This is a genomic window from Cupriavidus lacunae, assembly GCF_003353055.1.
Taxonomy (GTDB): domain Bacteria; phylum Pseudomonadota; class Gammaproteobacteria; order Burkholderiales; family Burkholderiaceae; genus Cupriavidus; species Cupriavidus lacunae.
Genome location: NZ_QKWJ01000034.1, coordinates 1 through 15807, shown reverse-complemented (window position 1 = coordinate 15807; position 15807 = coordinate 1). Strand labels below are relative to the sequence as shown.

The 15807-nt window shown below is 64.3% G+C and carries 15 protein-coding genes; 4 read left to right on the top strand and 11 right to left on the bottom strand.

Annotated elements, in window-relative coordinates:
• The first annotated feature begins 125 nt into the window (after positions 1-125).
• Together DN412_RS23800 and DN412_RS23795 are read left to right on the top strand one after the other, a co-directional pair.
• Positions 126-806 carry a winged helix-turn-helix domain-containing protein gene (locus tag DN412_RS23800; RefSeq protein ID WP_115213830.1) on the top strand — a complete coding sequence of 227 codons (681 nt, stop codon included), beginning with the start codon at positions 126-128 and terminating at the stop codon, positions 804-806.
• Positions 799-2169: a sensor histidine kinase gene (locus DN412_RS23795; RefSeq protein WP_115213829.1), complete on the top strand. Its 1371-nt coding sequence runs from the start codon at positions 799-801 to the stop codon at positions 2167-2169. The genes DN412_RS23800 and DN412_RS23795 overlap by 8 nt, the downstream gene beginning before the upstream one ends.
• Before the next feature lie 102 nt (positions 2170-2271).
• Here the strand turns inward: DN412_RS23795 and DN412_RS23790 are convergent, their stop codons facing one another.
• The 9 genes from DN412_RS23790 to DN412_RS23750 all read right to left on the bottom strand — a co-directional run bounded on the left by DN412_RS23790 (position 2272) and on the right by DN412_RS23750 (position 11167).
• Positions 2272-3702 (bottom strand): aldehyde dehydrogenase family protein, encoded by a 1431-nt coding sequence (locus DN412_RS23790; RefSeq protein ID WP_115213828.1) that lies wholly within the window; start codon positions 3700-3702, stop codon positions 2272-2274.
• A gap of 122 nt (positions 3703-3824) precedes the next feature.
• Positions 3825-4739 carry a LysR family transcriptional regulator gene (locus DN412_RS23785; protein ID WP_115213827.1) on the bottom strand — a complete coding sequence of 305 codons (915 nt, stop codon included), beginning with the start codon at positions 4737-4739 and terminating at the stop codon, positions 3825-3827.
• Between the two features lie 38 nt (positions 4740-4777).
• Complete coding sequence (gene fdxA, locus DN412_RS23780; protein WP_115213826.1) at positions 4778-5134, bottom strand: ferredoxin; 357 nt, start codon at positions 5132-5134, stop codon at positions 4778-4780.
• Positions 5134-5907, bottom strand: coding sequence for an enoyl-CoA hydratase-related protein (locus DN412_RS23775; protein ID WP_115213825.1), 774 nt, complete (start codon positions 5905-5907; stop codon positions 5134-5136). Before DN412_RS23775 ends, fdxA begins: the two co-directional genes overlap by 1 nt.
• On the bottom strand, positions 5904-7058 hold the full coding sequence (locus DN412_RS23770) for a CaiB/BaiF CoA transferase family protein (protein ID WP_167471118.1): 1155 nt from the start codon (positions 7056-7058) through the stop codon (positions 5904-5906). The genes DN412_RS23775 and DN412_RS23770 overlap by 4 nt, the downstream gene beginning before the upstream one ends.
• Positions 7059-7078: 20 nt before the next feature.
• Complete coding sequence (locus tag DN412_RS23765) at positions 7079-8464, bottom strand: FAD-dependent oxidoreductase (protein ID WP_115213824.1); 1386 nt, start codon at positions 8462-8464, stop codon at positions 7079-7081.
• Between the two features lie 34 nt (positions 8465-8498).
• Positions 8499-9338, bottom strand: a complete 840-nt coding sequence (locus tag DN412_RS23760) for an ABC transporter permease (protein ID WP_115213823.1) — start codon at positions 9336-9338, stop codon at positions 8499-8501.
• Entirely contained in the window at positions 9338-10132 is a 795-nt protein-coding gene (locus tag DN412_RS23755) for an ABC transporter ATP-binding protein (protein WP_115213822.1), read from the bottom strand. Before DN412_RS23755 ends, DN412_RS23760 begins: the two co-directional genes overlap by 1 nt.
• Positions 10133-10135: 3 nt before the next feature.
• A complete protein-coding gene (locus DN412_RS23750) occupies positions 10136-11167 on the bottom strand; it encodes an ABC transporter substrate-binding protein (RefSeq protein ID WP_115213821.1) in 1032 nt (343 codons plus the stop codon).
• 497 nt (positions 11168-11664) lie between these two features.
• Between DN412_RS23750 and DN412_RS23745 the strand changes: the two genes are divergently transcribed.
• Positions 11665-12780, top strand: a complete 1116-nt coding sequence (locus tag DN412_RS23745; protein ID WP_115213820.1) for a porin — start codon at positions 11665-11667, stop codon at positions 12778-12780.
• A gap of 36 nt (positions 12781-12816) precedes the next feature.
• Positions 12817-13173 carry a hypothetical protein gene (locus DN412_RS23740; protein WP_133303072.1) on the top strand — a complete coding sequence of 119 codons (357 nt, stop codon included), beginning with the start codon at positions 12817-12819 and terminating at the stop codon, positions 13171-13173.
• 113 nt (positions 13174-13286) lie between these two features.
• Here DN412_RS23740 and DN412_RS23735 read toward each other — a convergent pair whose 3' ends face one another.
• Together DN412_RS23735 and DN412_RS23730 are read right to left on the bottom strand one after the other, a co-directional pair.
• On the bottom strand, positions 13287-14204 hold the full coding sequence (locus DN412_RS23735) for a dioxygenase family protein (protein ID WP_115213818.1): 918 nt from the start codon (positions 14202-14204) through the stop codon (positions 13287-13289).
• A gap of 14 nt (positions 14205-14218) precedes the next feature.
• Positions 14219-15622, bottom strand: coding sequence for an MFS transporter (locus DN412_RS23730; RefSeq protein ID WP_115213817.1), 1404 nt, complete (start codon positions 15620-15622; stop codon positions 14219-14221).
• Positions 15623-15807 lie beyond the last annotated feature (185 nt).

Sequence of the window (15807 nt, the reverse complement as noted above, 5' to 3'; positions counted from 1 at the left end):
GCCAGATCGCCGGGAGGCTGGCAACCCGATCACGCTATGCCTAATATTTCACCAGGGCATGCCTGGAGACCTGCTTTTGCGCGGGCGAAGTCCCCCGCAATCACAATGGCGAAGCCGGACCTATCATGAAACTACTGATCGTCGAGGACAACGAGCGCGTCGCCCAATTCCTCAGGAAGGGATTGAGCGAAGCGGGACATACCGCAGATCACGCCGACAACGGCCGCGACGGCATGTTCCTCGCCGCGAGCGAGCCCTATGATGCGATCATCATGGATCGAATGCTGCCCGGCGGCATCGACGGCCTGGCGATCATCGAGGCGTTGCGCAGGACCGGAAGCAAGGTCCCCATCCTGATCCTGAGCGCCCTCGCCGATGTGGACGATCGCATCCGGGGTCTCAAGAGCGGCGGTGACGACTACCTGGTCAAGCCCTTCGCCTTCGGCGAACTGCTGGCGCGCCTCGACGCCCTGCTGCGGCGCTCGCAGGAGGGCCGGGCCGAGACCACGCTTACGCTGGGCGACCTCTCCATGGACCTGCTTTCCCATAAGGTCACGCGGGCGGGCAAGGCCGTCGCGCTCCAGCCGCGAGAATTCAAGCTGCTCGAATACCTGATGCGCCACGCCAACCAGGTCGTGACACGAACCATGCTGCTTGAAAACGTGTGGGACTACCATTTCGACCCGCAGACCAATGTCATCGACGTCCACGTAAGCAAGCTGCGCCAGAAGATCGACGACGGCAGCGGACGTCAGTTGCTGCGGACCATTCGCAACGCCGGCTACATGCTGACGGCAGATGATTAAGCGCCTGCGCTTTTCAGCACTGAATGTTGGGCTTGGCTATGTTGCCGTGAGCCTGGTCGTGCTTACCCTGTTTGCCACACCGCTCTTATACGCCTGGCACAACACCATCGAGCAGAGTCGCACCGAAAGGCTGCAGGCCGATGCGCGGAACATGGCAGATCTCTTTGCCAGGCACGGACCCGATGCGCTGGCCACGGCCATTGAATCCCGCGTCGGCGGGCAACTTGATGACGCCGAAATCACCATCCTCCTGTTCACCGATCCGGCACTGGCGAAGCTTGCCGGCAATTTGCCGGCATGGCCCCGCGAGGTTCCCGTATCGACCGGCATGCACGCAGCGTCAATCGACATAGGCAAGCGGGTGGTAAGAGCCGTACTGATCCACCAGGTACTTCCCGGGGGCTATCACCTGTTATTGGGGCGGGACGTCAGCCGCTTTGAACAGCTCGAGGCGCTGTTCATGTCCGCACTGGCGGGCGCGGCCGGCATGGTCCTGCTGCTCGGCGTAGCGGGCGGGCTACTGGTCCGTCGCACGCTGCTCTCGAAGGTGCACGACATCAACCAGGCGGCCGCCGCCATCATTCAGGGAAATCTCGCACACCGGTTGCCGGCTTACGGCGGCGAAAGCGAACTCAACACGCTCGTAGAGACCGAGAACCGCATGCTCGACCAGATCGAGCACCTGGTCGATGGCATCCGGAACGTGTCCAATTCGATCGCGCACGATCTGCGCACTCCGCTGGCGGAATTGCGTTCCCGCCTGGAAGAGTTGTCGGTGACCCGGCCTCGCCCGGAACAGACCTTTGCCGAGATCGACAGCGCCATCGCCGACGTAGATCGCGTCATGGGAATCTTCAACGCGCTGCTGCGCCTGGCGGAGATTGATTCCGGCACCCGTCGCTCCGGATTCGTCGAGGTCGATGCTGCCGCCGTGGCTGGCGAAGCCGCCGAATTCTATCAGCCTGTGGCGGAACTCCAGGGGGTCGCCTTGTCTTTCGCGTCGTCCGGGCCGCTCCCGCTCGCTGGCGATCCCCTGTTGCTGGCGCAGGCGGTCGGGAACCTGATCGACAACGCGCTCAAGTATGCCCAGCAGCGCGGGACGATCACCGTCGAGGCGTCGCGCCGCGCCGACGGGGCAGTCGTCATCTCCGTGTCGGATGATGGGCCGGGCATCCCCGATGGCGAGAAGCAAAAGGTTCTCGAACGCTTCTACCGCGGCGACGCAAGCCGCAGTACCCCGGGTGTGGGACTGGGGCTCAGCCTCGTGGCCGCCGTTGCAAGGCTGCATGGCGGCGCCCTCGAGCTGACCGACAATCACCCCGGGTTGCGGGCAACGCTGATCCTCTCTTCCCCAGGAGCGTGATGCGTCAACGAAACGGGGGCGGTGGCGGCTTGCGTTTGACGCAATGGTGCGGGTTTTGGAGTCACTTTTTGCGTGCGAAGGCCTCGTCCAAGGAGGTTTCGCTCAGCCCGCCACGTAGGCCGTTTTCACCGTCGTGTAGAACTCGGCCGCGTAGCTGCCTTGCTCGCGCGGCCCCAAGCTGGAGCCCTTGCGACCACCGAATGGCACGTGGTAGTCAACGCCCGCGGTGGGCACATTGACCATCACCATACCGGCCTGCGCGTTCCGCTTGAAGTGCTGCACGTGCTTGAGCGAGGTGGAACAGATGCCAGTGGCAAGGCCGAACTCGGTGTCGTTGGCAAGCTCGAGGGCATGCTCATAGTCTCTGGCCGGGATCACGGCAGCGACCGGTCCAAAGATCTCTTCGCGGCAGATGCGCATTTCGTTGCTGCAATCCCCAAAGATTGCCGGCGTCAGATAGTGTCCCGGCGTGGCGCGCGTCACCATCTCGCCGCCGCACACCAGGCGAGCACCTTCCTGCTGCCCGATGGCGAGATAGCGCAAGTCCTGCTCGAGCTGGTCGGCGCTGGCCACAGGGCCAATATCGGTGCCGGCGGTGAGTGCATGGTCGATCCTGAGCGCCACGGTGCGCTCCTGCATGCGCTTGATAAAGCGCGCGTAAATGCCTTCCTCCACGATGAGCCGGCTCGATGCCGTACAGCGCTGGCCGGTGGAAAAGAACGCACTCTGCACCGCGCATTCCACTGCCAAGTCCAGGTCTGCATCATTGAGCACTACCATCGGGTTCTTGCCGCCCATCTCGAGCTGGACCTTGGCCAGACGCTGCGCGGCAGCCTGGGCCACGCGGGTGCCGGTGGCAACTGAGCCGGTGAACGAAATCGCGTCGATGCGCCGGTCGTCAAGCATGGCCTGGCCGACTTGCGAGCCGCGGCCCATCAGCAGGTTGAACGTACCCGCGGGCAACCCCGCACGACTGATGATTTCCGCCAGTGCCCAGGCACAGCCCGGCACCAGTTCCGCCGGCTTGAACACCACTGCGTTGCCAAACGCCAGCGCGGGGGCGATCTTCCAGGCCGGGATGGCCATCGGAAAGTTCCACGGCGCGATGATCCCGACCGTGCCCACCGGCTCGCGCGTAACCTCGATCTCCACCCCGGGGCGTACCGAGGCCAGCTTGTCGCCACGCTGGCGCAACGCTTCGCCGGCAAAGAACTTGAAGATATTTCCGGCGCGCGTGACCTCGCCGATGCCCTCCGGCAAGGTCTTGCCTTCCTCGCGCGAGAGCAGCGCGCCGAGTTCTTCGCGGCGCGCCAGGATCTCGCTGCCGATCTTGTCGAGCGCGTCGGCGCGTTGCTGCGGCGTGCTGCGCGCCCACAGCGGCGCGGCCGCGTGGGCGGCCGTGATGGCTTCGCCCGCCTGGGCGGCGTCGGCCTGGGCGTAGTGGTCGATGATGTCCGTGGTGTCGGACGGATTGATGTTGGCGGCACTGGTGACGCCATCCAGCCATTGGCCGGCAATATAGTTTTGCTTCATTCGGTTTTCGTTCCTGTTTCGGATGCATGAATCGGACGACAGCCGTCCCCTCTCCCGCCCGCGCGGGAAAGCTGCTGACAAACTGTCGGACTGGATCGAGGTGCCGGACCGGGGTCCGGCGCTCAGGTATCGAGCAAGGACAACTCCACCTGTTTCAGGCGGTGCGCGATGCCTTTGACAAACTCATGGGTGACGTTGGACAGCGCACGCTGGTTCGGTACGATGATGCCAACTCTGAGCGCGTTGACATTGGGCTCGTCGAACGGACGCCAGACCACTTCGCCCTTTTCGATTTCTTCGAGGAAGGCCAGCTTCGAGAAGAACGAAATGCCGCGCCCCGAGGCCACCAGCCGCTTGAGCAAGGTAGTCGAATTGCAGGTGACACTGGGCGTCAGCATCTCCCAAAACTCGGCAAACCTGGGCGAGACTACGCCCTGCATCGGCGAGCGTCCCTCCAGACGCAGGAAGGCATGGTTGCGGCAGTCGGCAAAGTTCAGGCGCTCCAGCTTGGCCAGGGGATGCGAGGAGGCCATCACCACGCCAGGAGGCAGGGCCACCTGCGCCACCACGTCCAGTCCCGCGGGCAGCTTGGCGATGAAGGTGACGCCGACATCGTATTCGCCGCCCAGAACCTTGGGCGCCACGTCCCACGGCGTGACCGCTGCGATAGCGTATGTCACGGCCGGGTAAAGCTCTGAGAAATCCTCCACGGCGGCCGGCAGGAAATCGACAAACAGCGAATCCATCGCCGCCACCGACACGTGACCCTTGCGCTCGTCCTTGAGTTCGTCGAGTTCGCTGCGCATCAGGTGGAAGTCGTTCAGCGTCGCGCGGATATGCAGCAACATCCGCTCCCCCGCGGCATTCAGGCGGATGCCGTTGGGCAGGCGGTCGAACAGGTCAGTACCCATTTCAGCTTCGAGCTTGAGGATCTGCCGGTTGACTGCGCTCGACGCGACGTACAGATTTTGCGCAGCCTTGCGGATCGATCCACAGCGTGCGACCTCGACGAAGTACTTCAGAATGCTGGCGTGCATGACCTCTTCCCTCGAATCACGATGTCGGCGCCCCCGGCCTAGTGCCCTTCCCTGGCCGCCGTGGCCGCCGCCCTGACCGGATACGCCGCCACCAGAGGATGGTCGCAAGCGACCGGCCCGACATAGTCGGCACCGCCTGGCGAGCCGATGCCGCTCACCCCGATGGCAAAGAAATCGCGGTTGATTTCGGCAAATGCCGCTTCGGCCGGCGGCAATTCCACATCTTCATAGATCGCTTCAGTCGGGCACACCGACACACACACCCCGCAACTGATGCATTCGTCCGGGTGGATATAGAGGGCGCGCCCGCCTTCATAGATGCAATCCACCGGACAGCATTTTACGCAGGCGCCGTCCTTGACGTCGATGCAGCCCGAGGCAATGACGTAGGCCATCAGCAACCCCGCCACTGAGGCTTGCGTTTTTGCTGGAAGGCCAGCACGCCTTCGTGCGCGTCCTCGGACTGCAGCGCGGTCACCAGCGCCGGCAGGCGCAGCGCCTGCGCATCGGCGGGCGACAGCGTCGAGGTGCGCCGCACCACCTGCTTGATGGCCTGCTGCGACAGCGGCGCGCAGGCCAGCAGCGCGTCGACCCAACGCTGCACCGCCGCATCCAGCCCGGCGCGCGGAACCACCTCGTTGATCAGGCCGATCTCGGCGGCTTCGCGTGCCGGCATGCGCTGTCCCGTCAGCAGCATCGCCATCGCCTTGCGGAAGGGGATCTGGCGTTGCAGCAGGGTCATGCCGCCGTCCAGCGGCATGCGCCCGACCAGGGCTTCGGGCAGGCCGAAACTAGCCTCCTCGCAGGCCACCACGATATCGCAGCCCAGCACCATCTCGAAGCCGCCTCCGAGCGCAAAGCCGTTCACACGGGCGATCACCGGCACATTCAGCGACTCGCGCAAGGCAATGCCGCCGAAGCCGCCGGGACGCGCCGCGCCCCAGTACTCCAGGCCGGTGGTGGAAGGATTCTTCAGGTCGGCACCGACGCAGAAGGCACGCTCGCCCTCACCGGTCAGCACCACCACGCGCACATCGCGGCGGCCTTCCAGCTCGGTCCAGATACGCTGCAGCTCGGCCTCGGTGGCGAGGTCGATCGCATTGAGCACATCGGGGCGCGACAGAGTCACCGTGGCGACATAGTTCTCGACTTGCAGATGGACGCTCATGCTGCCTCCACTTTTGCGCTGGCCAGTTCGCCCAGAACTTCGTCATTGTGCTGGCCCAGGCGCGGCGGCGCCCGGCGCAGGCTGACGTGCGCGCGCGACATGCTGATCGGGCTGCCGATGAACCGGACTGGCCGCCCTTCGCCCTGGCCTTCCAGCAGGATCTGGTTATGCAGCGTCTGCGGGTCCACCAGTGCCTCGCGCAGGTCGCGCACCGGCGCGCACAGGATGTCCTGCGCTTCAAGGCGCGCCAGCCAGTGCTCGCGCGTATTGGCGGCAAAGCGTTCGCGCAGCATGGCCTGCAAGGTGGCCTTGTTGCGGAACTGCTGGTTCAGATCGCAGTAGCGTGGATCGGCCGACAAGTCTTCGAGCTCGAGTGCGGCGCAGATGTCGCGCAGCGGATTCTCCTTAAAGGCGCCGACCATGACCAGCGGCCCGCTCTGGGTATCGAACACGCCGGACAGCGGCATGGCGGCCCAGTTGACCTCCGAATCCTCCATCATAATCATGGCCGCCTCCTGCATCTGCATTGCCAGCATGGAGTTGTACAGCGACACGCTGATCTTCTGCCCCTCGCCGGTGCGGGCGCGGTGCAGCAAGGCCAGCAGCACGCCCTGCACCATATGCATGCCGGCCGAGTAGTCGGCCAGCGCCGTCGGGTAGACCGAGACCGGCACCGACTCGTCGGCGCGGCGCGCCATGACGCCGCTGACGGCTTGCGCCAGGACATCCTGCCCGCCCTTGTGCGCGTAGGGCCCGCTCTCGCCGAAGCCGGTGCCGACGGCGTAGATGATGCGCGGGTTGAGTTCGCGGCAGGCCTCGTAGCCCAGGCCCATGCGCTCCATCACGCCAGCGCGGAAGTTGTTGACGACCACGTCCGCGCCGGCGATCAGCGTTTTCACTTGCGCCATCGCGGCCGGATCGCGCAGGTCAAGCGCAAGGCTGCGCTTGTTGCGGTTCAGGCTGCAGAAAATCGGGTTATCGGTGCCCGCCACCGGCTCGAAGGTCGAGCGGCTCAGATCGCCTGCGCCCTTGCGCTCGATCTTGATCACATCGGCGCCGTAGTCGGCCAGCGTCTGCGTGCACACCGGGCCCATCATGACCTGGGTGAAATCGATCACCCGGATACCCGTCAGCGGCATGTCTTGCTGCATAGCTCCTGTCTCCATCTCGTTCATGCTGCCTGTGCCTGCGGGATATAGGCGGCCAGCGCCGGAATATCGGCGTTGCGGCCTGCCTGGTTGCCGGGATCGGCACCCTGGGCGCGCAGGGCCTTCTGCACGCTGCCCACGTCCACATTGCGCACCGACACACCGGCGTTGAGCGCCAGCGCCGCGGCCACGCCGGCGGCTTCGCCCATCGCCATGCACGGCGGGATCTCGCGCGAGATCTTCTGCGCCTGCGAGGTGGCCGAGTAGTGGCGGCCGGCCACCAGCAGGTTGTCGACCTGTTTGGGCAGCAGCACGCGATAAGGCATGTAGTAGTCGCGGCCGCGTGCGATGCTGTCGTCAAAGCGCAAGCGCTGCGCCACGTCCTCCTTGCTCATCACATACTCGCCTTCGAGCAGGCGGGTCTGGCGCACGCCCGTCTGCGGCGCGACGTCAATCACAAAGCAATGCTCGAAGCCGGGCAGCTTGTCGCGCACGAACTCGACCACGGCGTGGATGTGCTGGCGCCCCTGGATCTCGGCGCGGGTCAGGTCTTCCGCCTTGAGGCCGTCGATGCCAGCCATGTGCGGGCAGTTGCACCACACCACGCCGGGAAGCGGCGTCTTGAGCCACCACAGGCCCCACGAGCCGCCGAGAATGCGCTTGATCTGGCGGTCGAGCTGGGCGTAGGCCTCCGGCTCTTCCTGCTCGAAGCGTTCAGCGGCTTCGGTATCGACCCCGCCCAGCCGGAACACGGTGGTGGTGATATAGCTGCCGCCGATGTGCGGCGCGCCGGCCGATGCGGCCACGTCCAGGTCGCCGGTGGCATCGATCACCACGTCGGCCAGGATGGCTTCGCGCCCGCTCTTGGTTTCGCAGATCACGCCCTTGACCTGTCCGTCTTCGACCAGGGTCTGCGAGAACCAGGAGTGCAGCCGCAGCTGGATGCCGGCTTGCTGCACCATGTCGAGCGCAACGCGCTTATAGGCATCGGGATCGAAGGCCGCAGCAAAGCAGACGGGATGAGGCGTCTTCTGGCTGTGGAAGTCGAAGGTGCCCCAGCGGCCCCAGCGCCGGTACGCGGCGGGATCCTCGCCCCACTCGTTGGCGCGCGGGAACTTGGCCAGGCCCAGCGCGGCCATGCGCTCGATCATGGTCAGGCAGTTGCCGCGCACCGAGATTTCCTGCAGGTGGCTGTCCCACATATCGTCCAGCACCAGTACCATGCCGCCCGAGGCCAGGCCGCCCAGGTGGTTGTAGCGCTCGAGCAGGATGGTTTCGGCACCGTTGCGCGCAGCCGCCAGCGCGGCCGACAGGCCAGCCGGGCCACCGCCCACCACCACCACATTGGCCTTGGCCGCGACGCGCACGTCTTGGGCCGGCTGGCGGATCCAGTCACTGATCTTGGTCATTGCTATCCTCGAAATTGTTGTTGTGGTGCCGTGCTCAATGGGCGTTCTCGGGTTGCCACTTGATGAGCCAGCGTTCGGTCGCCGCGATCACCAGGAAGAAGGTCCCGGACATCACCGCGCACATGACGATTGCCGCGTACAGCAGGGCGGAGTCGAACGCATAGGTAGCCTGGATGATCATGGCCCCGATGCCTTCGGTGGCGCCGACCCATTCACCGACCACCGCGCCAATTACCGACATTGACGCAGCGATGCGCAGCGCGGAAAACAGGTAGGGAAGCGAGTTGAACAGGCGCAGCTTGAAGAAGATCTCGCGCTTGCTGGCCGACAGCACCTGCATCAGCTCCAGCGACTGCGGATTGACCGCCTCCAGCCCGCGCACCATGTTCACCAGCGTGGGGAAGAAGCAGACGATGGCGGCGATGGTGATCTTCGGCTCGATGCCATTGCCCATGATCAGCACCAGGATCGGCGCCTTGGCTACCACCGGGATGGAATTGATCATGACCGCGACCGGGTAGAAGATCTCCTGCAGCGTCTTGTTGTGGACAAAGACCGTTGCCAGCAAGATGGCAAGCAGATTGCCCAACAGGAAGCCGCCGGCCGCTTCGATGGCGGTGGGGATCAGGTTTTGCAGCAGTACGTCGCGCTTGTCGAACAAGGTCTGCAGCACCAGGCCGGGAGATGGCGCGATAAAGGGCTTGATGCCGAAGCCCACCACCACCGCCCACCAGGCGAACAGCAGTCCGGCAATGCCCAGCGCGGGCATCGCACGCGCGCGCCAGATACGGCGGCGGCGGCTGGCGAACCAGGCGTCGGCTTCGGTGTCCGGGCATACGCCTGGCAGGTCAAGCTTCATTTCCGATGTACTCATCAGCAGGTCTCCAGCACGCGCCGCAGATGCGCGCTAAGTTGTACGAATTCAGGCGTCTCGCGGATGTCGAGGGTGCGGTCCTCGGGCAGGGTGACCGGCACGATCTCCTTGACCCGGCCCGGATTGGCCGCCAGCAGCAGCACGCGCTGGCCGAGGAACGCGGCCTCGTGGATGCTGTGGGTCACGAACAGGATGGTCAGCCCCATTTCCCGCCAGACCCGGCGCAGTTCCTCGTTGAGCCGGTCTCGCGTAATCTCGTCGAGCGCGCCGAACGGCTCGTCCATCAGCAGCACTTTTGGATCGCTGACCAGCGCCCGGGCAATCGCCACGCGCTGGCGCATGCCGCCGGACATTTCGTGCGGGAAGGCATCCTCGCGCCCCTTCAGGCCAACCAGTTCCAGCAGCTCGCGTGGCGTCGCGCGGCCGGCACGCGCACGGCCGTTGGCAACCTCGAGCGGCAGCTCGACGTTCTGCAGCGCGGTGCGCCATGGCAGCAGTGCCGCGTCCTGGAACACGAAGCCGATGTCGCGGCGCGCCCGCGCCACCTGCGGCGCGGCGTCGAGCACGCGGATCTCGCCACGGCTGGGCTTGACCAGGTCGGCCACCACGCGCAGGAAGGTGGACTTTCCGCAGCCGGAAGGGCCCAACAGCGTGAGGAACTCTCCGCTGGCCACGTCTAGACTCAGGCCCGCAATGGCGGTTGTGCTGCGGCGGTCGGTGAAGAAGCGGACGTTGATATCGCGGCAACTGATCGACAGCGGCGCGCGCGCAGGATTGGATTGAGTAGCTAGCATGGATTACACCGTCAGTCGGGAGGACTTGGTGGCCTGCAGGATGTCCAGCGTCATGACATCCTCCAGCCTGGGAGCGCGCGCGCGGAACTGCCCGAGCTGCGCGTACAGCGAGATCTGCTCCTGCCATACGGTCGGGTCCATGGCGCCCCAGCCTTGCGTGCTGCTCTCCTTGTTGAAGGCATAGCCCATCAGTGAGTCGATCGAGGCACGTTCGTCCGTGTGGTTCAGGCTGGGGTAATCCTTGAGCAGCAGATCGACCGCCTGGTCACGGTTCTTGTTGGCGTAGAGCCAGCCGCGCGCGGTCGCGCGCAGGAAGCGCTGCAGCACCTCCGGATGGTTGCGCAGGGTGTTGGTGTGCGCGTAGTACGGGAGCGCATAGAGACGCACGCCCGAGTCCCACAGGCTCAGGTCGACGCGGTCCGCACCCAGCGCCTTGAGCGCCGACGCGTTGGTCTGCCAGCCGGTCACCGCATCGACCCGCCCGCTCAGCAGCGGCATCATGTCGGCACCGATCGGCACAATGTTGACCTGGCTCTCGGTGATCTTGTGCTTGGCCAGCAAGGCCTTGAGCAGCACCAGGCCGGTAGCCTGGATGCCGATCCGTTTGCCGATCATGTCTTGCGGAGAACGGATCGGCGCCTTCTTGAGAGAGAAGAAAGCATAGGGATGCTGCTGCAGGCCGACCGCGAAGCATTTGACCGGCAGCCCTTCCGACACCGCCAGCATCACCGAAGGGCTGGAAGAGATCTGCCCGACCTCGCCGCGCCCCGAGGCCACGATGGCTACCCCATCGATATTGGGGCCACCGGGCTGGATCTTGAAGTCGATGCCCTCCTGCTCGTAATAGCCGAGGCGCTTGGCCACCACCTCGCCCACCTGATTGCCGCCGGGCACCCAGCCCAGCTGCATGGTGACCGCGGCGCGCTCGGTGGCGAGCGCTCGCACCGACAGCAATGCACCCGAGGCAGCCAGCCCGCCCGCCAACAAGGACGTTTGCAGCACACGGCGCCGACCAGGATTCTCTAATCGTGGCATCTCCATCTCCTTTAATAGCTGTCTCATTGCGCTGGCCTGGCAGTGCCAGCGGGATTTCGCGTTGAGGCTATTTTGAGGTTGAGGTGGTGCTCTAACAAGAACTGATTTTAGAGCGCAGCCGATGCCAAAATTAGAGCACTATTTCCGTGCGCAGCCGGCACCAGAAGGGCGCCACGGCACGCCATCCTGGTGCATAAAGCTGAGCATTATTAATCACAGCGAGCGAATAATTCGCTCGGCGGTGACAAAAATCGGTGCTTCCTGCGGCGGTTCGTCTGCATGGAGAATGCCCTTCAAATCTCATCGATAAAGAGATTCGAGAGGAAGAGATATGACAAAAGCATTTCGCTGCATGGCCCCGCCATTTTGTAGCTTGATCCGCACATAGCGGGCCCGCCCCCTCTCCCCAAATCCAGCTCCCGTCTCTACCTGATCCCTGTGCACCCGGTGCACATGGGGAGGGCTGCGCTTATTCATCACTCGACAGGAAAGTCACCATGAAGCGATGTGTCATAGCTGCCGCCGCCACGCTGCTGGCGTGCCCGGCATCCCATGCAGAAAGCGGCGTGAATCTGTATGGCCTGATTTCGACCGGCATCGTGTATGCCAATAACCAGAACGGCCATTCCCAGGTGCAGCTGGCGAACGGCCCGATGCAGACGCCGCGCTGGGGCCTGCGGGGAACGGAAGAACTGGGGGGCGGGAACACCGCCTTCTATACGCTGGAAGGCGGCTTCGCCATCGACACCGGCACCTTGTCGCAAGGCGGCCGCCTGTTTGGCCGGCAGGCATTCGTCGGCATGTCGTCGCCGACCCTTGGCACCATCAGCCTGGGCCGGCAATACGACCTGCCCGCGGCGACATTGTGGTCCTATGAGTCGGCCACGCAGTTCGCCGCCTTTGGCACGCACATCGGCGACAGCGACAACGTCTTCAACACCTTCCGCGTCAACAATACGATCGCCTACAAGAGCCCTTCGTACGGCGGCCTGCAGTTTGCCGGCATGATGAGTCTTGGCGAAAAGCCGGGCGACTTCCGTTCCAACAACGCGTACAGCCTCGGGATTTCCTACAAGCGAAATGATCTTTCGCTGGGCATTGCCTATGAGGAACTGAACACGCCCAACAGCGCGAACAACCAGTCGGGCGCGGTGGTTGGCGACTATGGCTTCACTTCCCCGTTCGTGACCAGCAAAGCAAGCGGGGCCAAGGTCGACCATCAGCGCATCTTCGGCGCCGGAGGCTCCTACCAGTTTGGCAAGGTGGGGGTATCGGCGCTGTATACCAATGTGCGCTTCGACTACCTGGACAATACAAGGCTGACGGTCAACAACGGGGAGATCTCCGTAACCGACTACATCACGCCCAATCTGATGCTCGGTGCCGCCTATATCTATACCTGGGGCGAGTACCAGCCCGGCGGCAACCAGCCGAAATGGCACCAGGTCAACCTCGGCGCGGACTACTTCCTGTCCAAGCGTACCGACCTGTTCCTGGTCGGGATCTATCAGCGGGCGGCGGGAGACGCCACCTACGCGCAGATCTATACGCTCTCGCCGTCGTCCACCAGGTCGCAGGTAACTGCAGTGGCAGGGATCCGGCATAAGTTCTGACCGACTCAGATTGCTCAGGGCAAACAGTGTGCGCAATTGCTGCGTGCTCTTCATCCTTCCACGATAGCCCACCCTCACACGGCCGAACTTGGGCTCCTGCTGCTCGGCATCGGCTCGGGTGCGGCCATGTTGCCCCATACCATCATCAAGGAATTCAATTCGGACGACGTGAAAGGCAGTGCGACCGGAGCGATCAACTTCCTGGTGTTCACATTCGGCGCTTTGCTCACGCCCGCATACGGCAAGGTGCTCGCCCACATCGCGAATGGCGGCGCAATGAACCTGGCGGTATTCCGCGCAGCAAGCATGTGGCTGATCGGCGGCATCGTGCCTGCCATTGTCCTTGCGCTGTTCCTGCGGGAGACCGGATCGCGAGCGCGAGCGGCGTCGTGAGCCGGCGAGGCCCGACACGGCCGATGCGCCGGCGCCCATGATTCATCCCGGGCGCCGGCACATCGTGTCAGCTGAGCGAGCGAAACGGAAATGGCCGCAGCGCCGGGGCGCACTCAGTTCGCAGCGGTCTGGTAGCGGCTGGCAGCGATGGTTTCCGTCTCGTTCAAGGCGTCCTGCAGCACGAAATCAAAGCGAACGCGGCTGAATGGTCCCGTCACGCCGAGCGAGGCATAGTCCGTCGATCGTTCCACCTTTTCCAGCGACACGATCAGGCCGTCACGGGTAGCAAAAGCAAAATCGTCGTCCAGGAAGGTGTCGCCTGGGATATTGATCTGCGTCGTCAGCGCGCGCTTGCCACGGCCCGAGACCAGGAAATGGATGTGGGCGGGCCGGTTGCCATGGCGGCCCAGCAACGAGAAGAGCTCGGACACCGGGCTGTCTGGCGGAATCGCGTAGCCCGGCGGCAGGAAGCTGCGGAAGCGGTAGTTGCCCTCGGCGTCCGTCTCGATGCAGCGGCGCAGATTGTAGTCGGGCTGGCTCGGGTCGAAGTGAGAATAGCGACCCAACTCGTTGCAATGCCAGACATCGACCATCGCGTGCGGCACGGGCTTGCCGTCCAGTCCGAGCACGCGGCCTTCCATCACCAGCAACTCGCCCTTGCCTTCGTTGCCTTCATCCAGGCGCACTTCGCGCTGGGACAGGGGGGCGCCCGCAACGTAAAGCGGGCCTTCGATGGCGCGCGGCGTGCCTTGCGCGCGCGCCGCCACCTGGTCAGCCTCCTCCTCGAGAATGTCAAGGAGGCGATCGAAGCCGAGGCCGGCGGTAATCAGGCCCACCATTTCAGCCTGGCCCAGGCGGGTCAGCCACTTCATGGCGGACCAGAATTCGTCGGGCGTGACCTCAAATGCTTCGATGGTCCGGAACAGGTCGGCAACGATGCGGGCCGTAATGGCACGCACACGCTCATCGCCAGCGCTGACCTGGCTGGAATTTACCAGCGCCAGAAGTTCGGAAGGGGTGTATTCAGCCATGATGCTTAATCTCCTCAGGTGTTGGAATTTGCGGGGTTTCGCGGTACATCGGCCAACCTGGCGCTGCCTGCGGCGTTGCCTGGCCCGGCGGCCGCCGAGGCGGACCGGCCGTGGTCGATCATCAGCACCGCCACCGCCGCGACAAGACCGGGCACGGCAATGGCAATGAAGTTCTGCCCGAGCGGCAAGCCCATGGCGACCAGGACGCCGATCACGATCGGGGCCAGGATGGCACCGCCCCGGCCCATGCCAAGGGTCCAGCCGATACCTGTGGCGCGGATAGCGTTGGGATAGAACTGGCCGGCGTATGCACATCCGACGATCTGCGTGCCGATGGTGGAGGCTCCGGCAAGGCCAACCAGCAGATACAGCCAGCCGGTCGACACGGGATGGCCCAGCAGCGTGATCGACACCGCGGCGAGCACATACATGCCGATCAGCACGTACTTGATATGGAACCTGTCCGCCAGCCACCCGCCGCCAATGGCGCCGATCATGCCGCCGAGATTGAGCACCAGCACAAACGTCAACGCGGAGCCAAGGGTATAGCCGGCGCTGGCCATCAGCTTGGTCAACCACGAGCTGAGCGCGTAGACCATGAACAGGCACATGAAGCAGGACAGCCAGAACATCAGCGTGCTCAGCGCCCGTCCTTGCCGGAAGAGCTGGCTGATGGGTGCCACCGGTGCCACGGTCTCCGCGGCCGCCGCGTCTGCGTCGACAATAACGAAGCGGTCGTTGGCATCGGCCCGGTAGGTCGGGTCGATGCTGGCCGCCAGGCGCCTGAGCTCGTCAGTGCGGCCGCGCCGGACCAGATACGCCACGGATTCCGGCATGGATTTCAGAACCAGCGGAATCAGCAGCACCGGCAAGCCTGCGGCAAGGAACACCGACTGCCAGCCGTAGCTTTCGATCAGGTTCTTGCCGAGCACCGCCGCAAGCATGCCGCCGACCGAGTAACCGCTGAACATCAGGGTCACCATCGTGCTGCGCACGCGCCGCGGGGCGTATTCCGTCATCTGAGCAATCACATTTGGCATGACGCCGCCGATGCCGACGCCGGCCAGGAATCGGGCCGCGCCGAACAGCAGCGGGTTGCTGCAAAGGCCCGCGGCCGCGGTGAACACGCTGAACAGCGCGATGCAGGCTGCAATGGCCCAGCGCCGGCCGATCCTGTCGGCAATAGTTCCCAGCAGGATATTGCCGAACATCATGCCGAACAGCGCTGTACTGACCAGCAAGCCAGCCTGCCCTGGCTGGATTGCCATCTCCTTCATGATCGACGGCAAGGCAATGCCGGCTACGGCCAGGTCATAGCCGTCGAAAATGATGATGAGCGCGCACCAGCCCAGCACGCCATAGTGAAAGGCATTGAGCCTGGCCTCGCTGGCCATTCTTTGGATATCGATCTGTCTCATAGTCTCCTCGCTTTCTAAGTGTCTGGACGGCGTTGCTGATGGCCCGCCCGGCAAGCGCCCTCAGAGCCACCCCTTTCAAGGTGATGAAGAATAGGGCAAGCTCCGTGTCCTCGAACCGAAGACGGAGTCAGTGGCGTGGTACTGGACGCAGTGGTGGAACGCTTTATCGAACACAGCCCGATCAG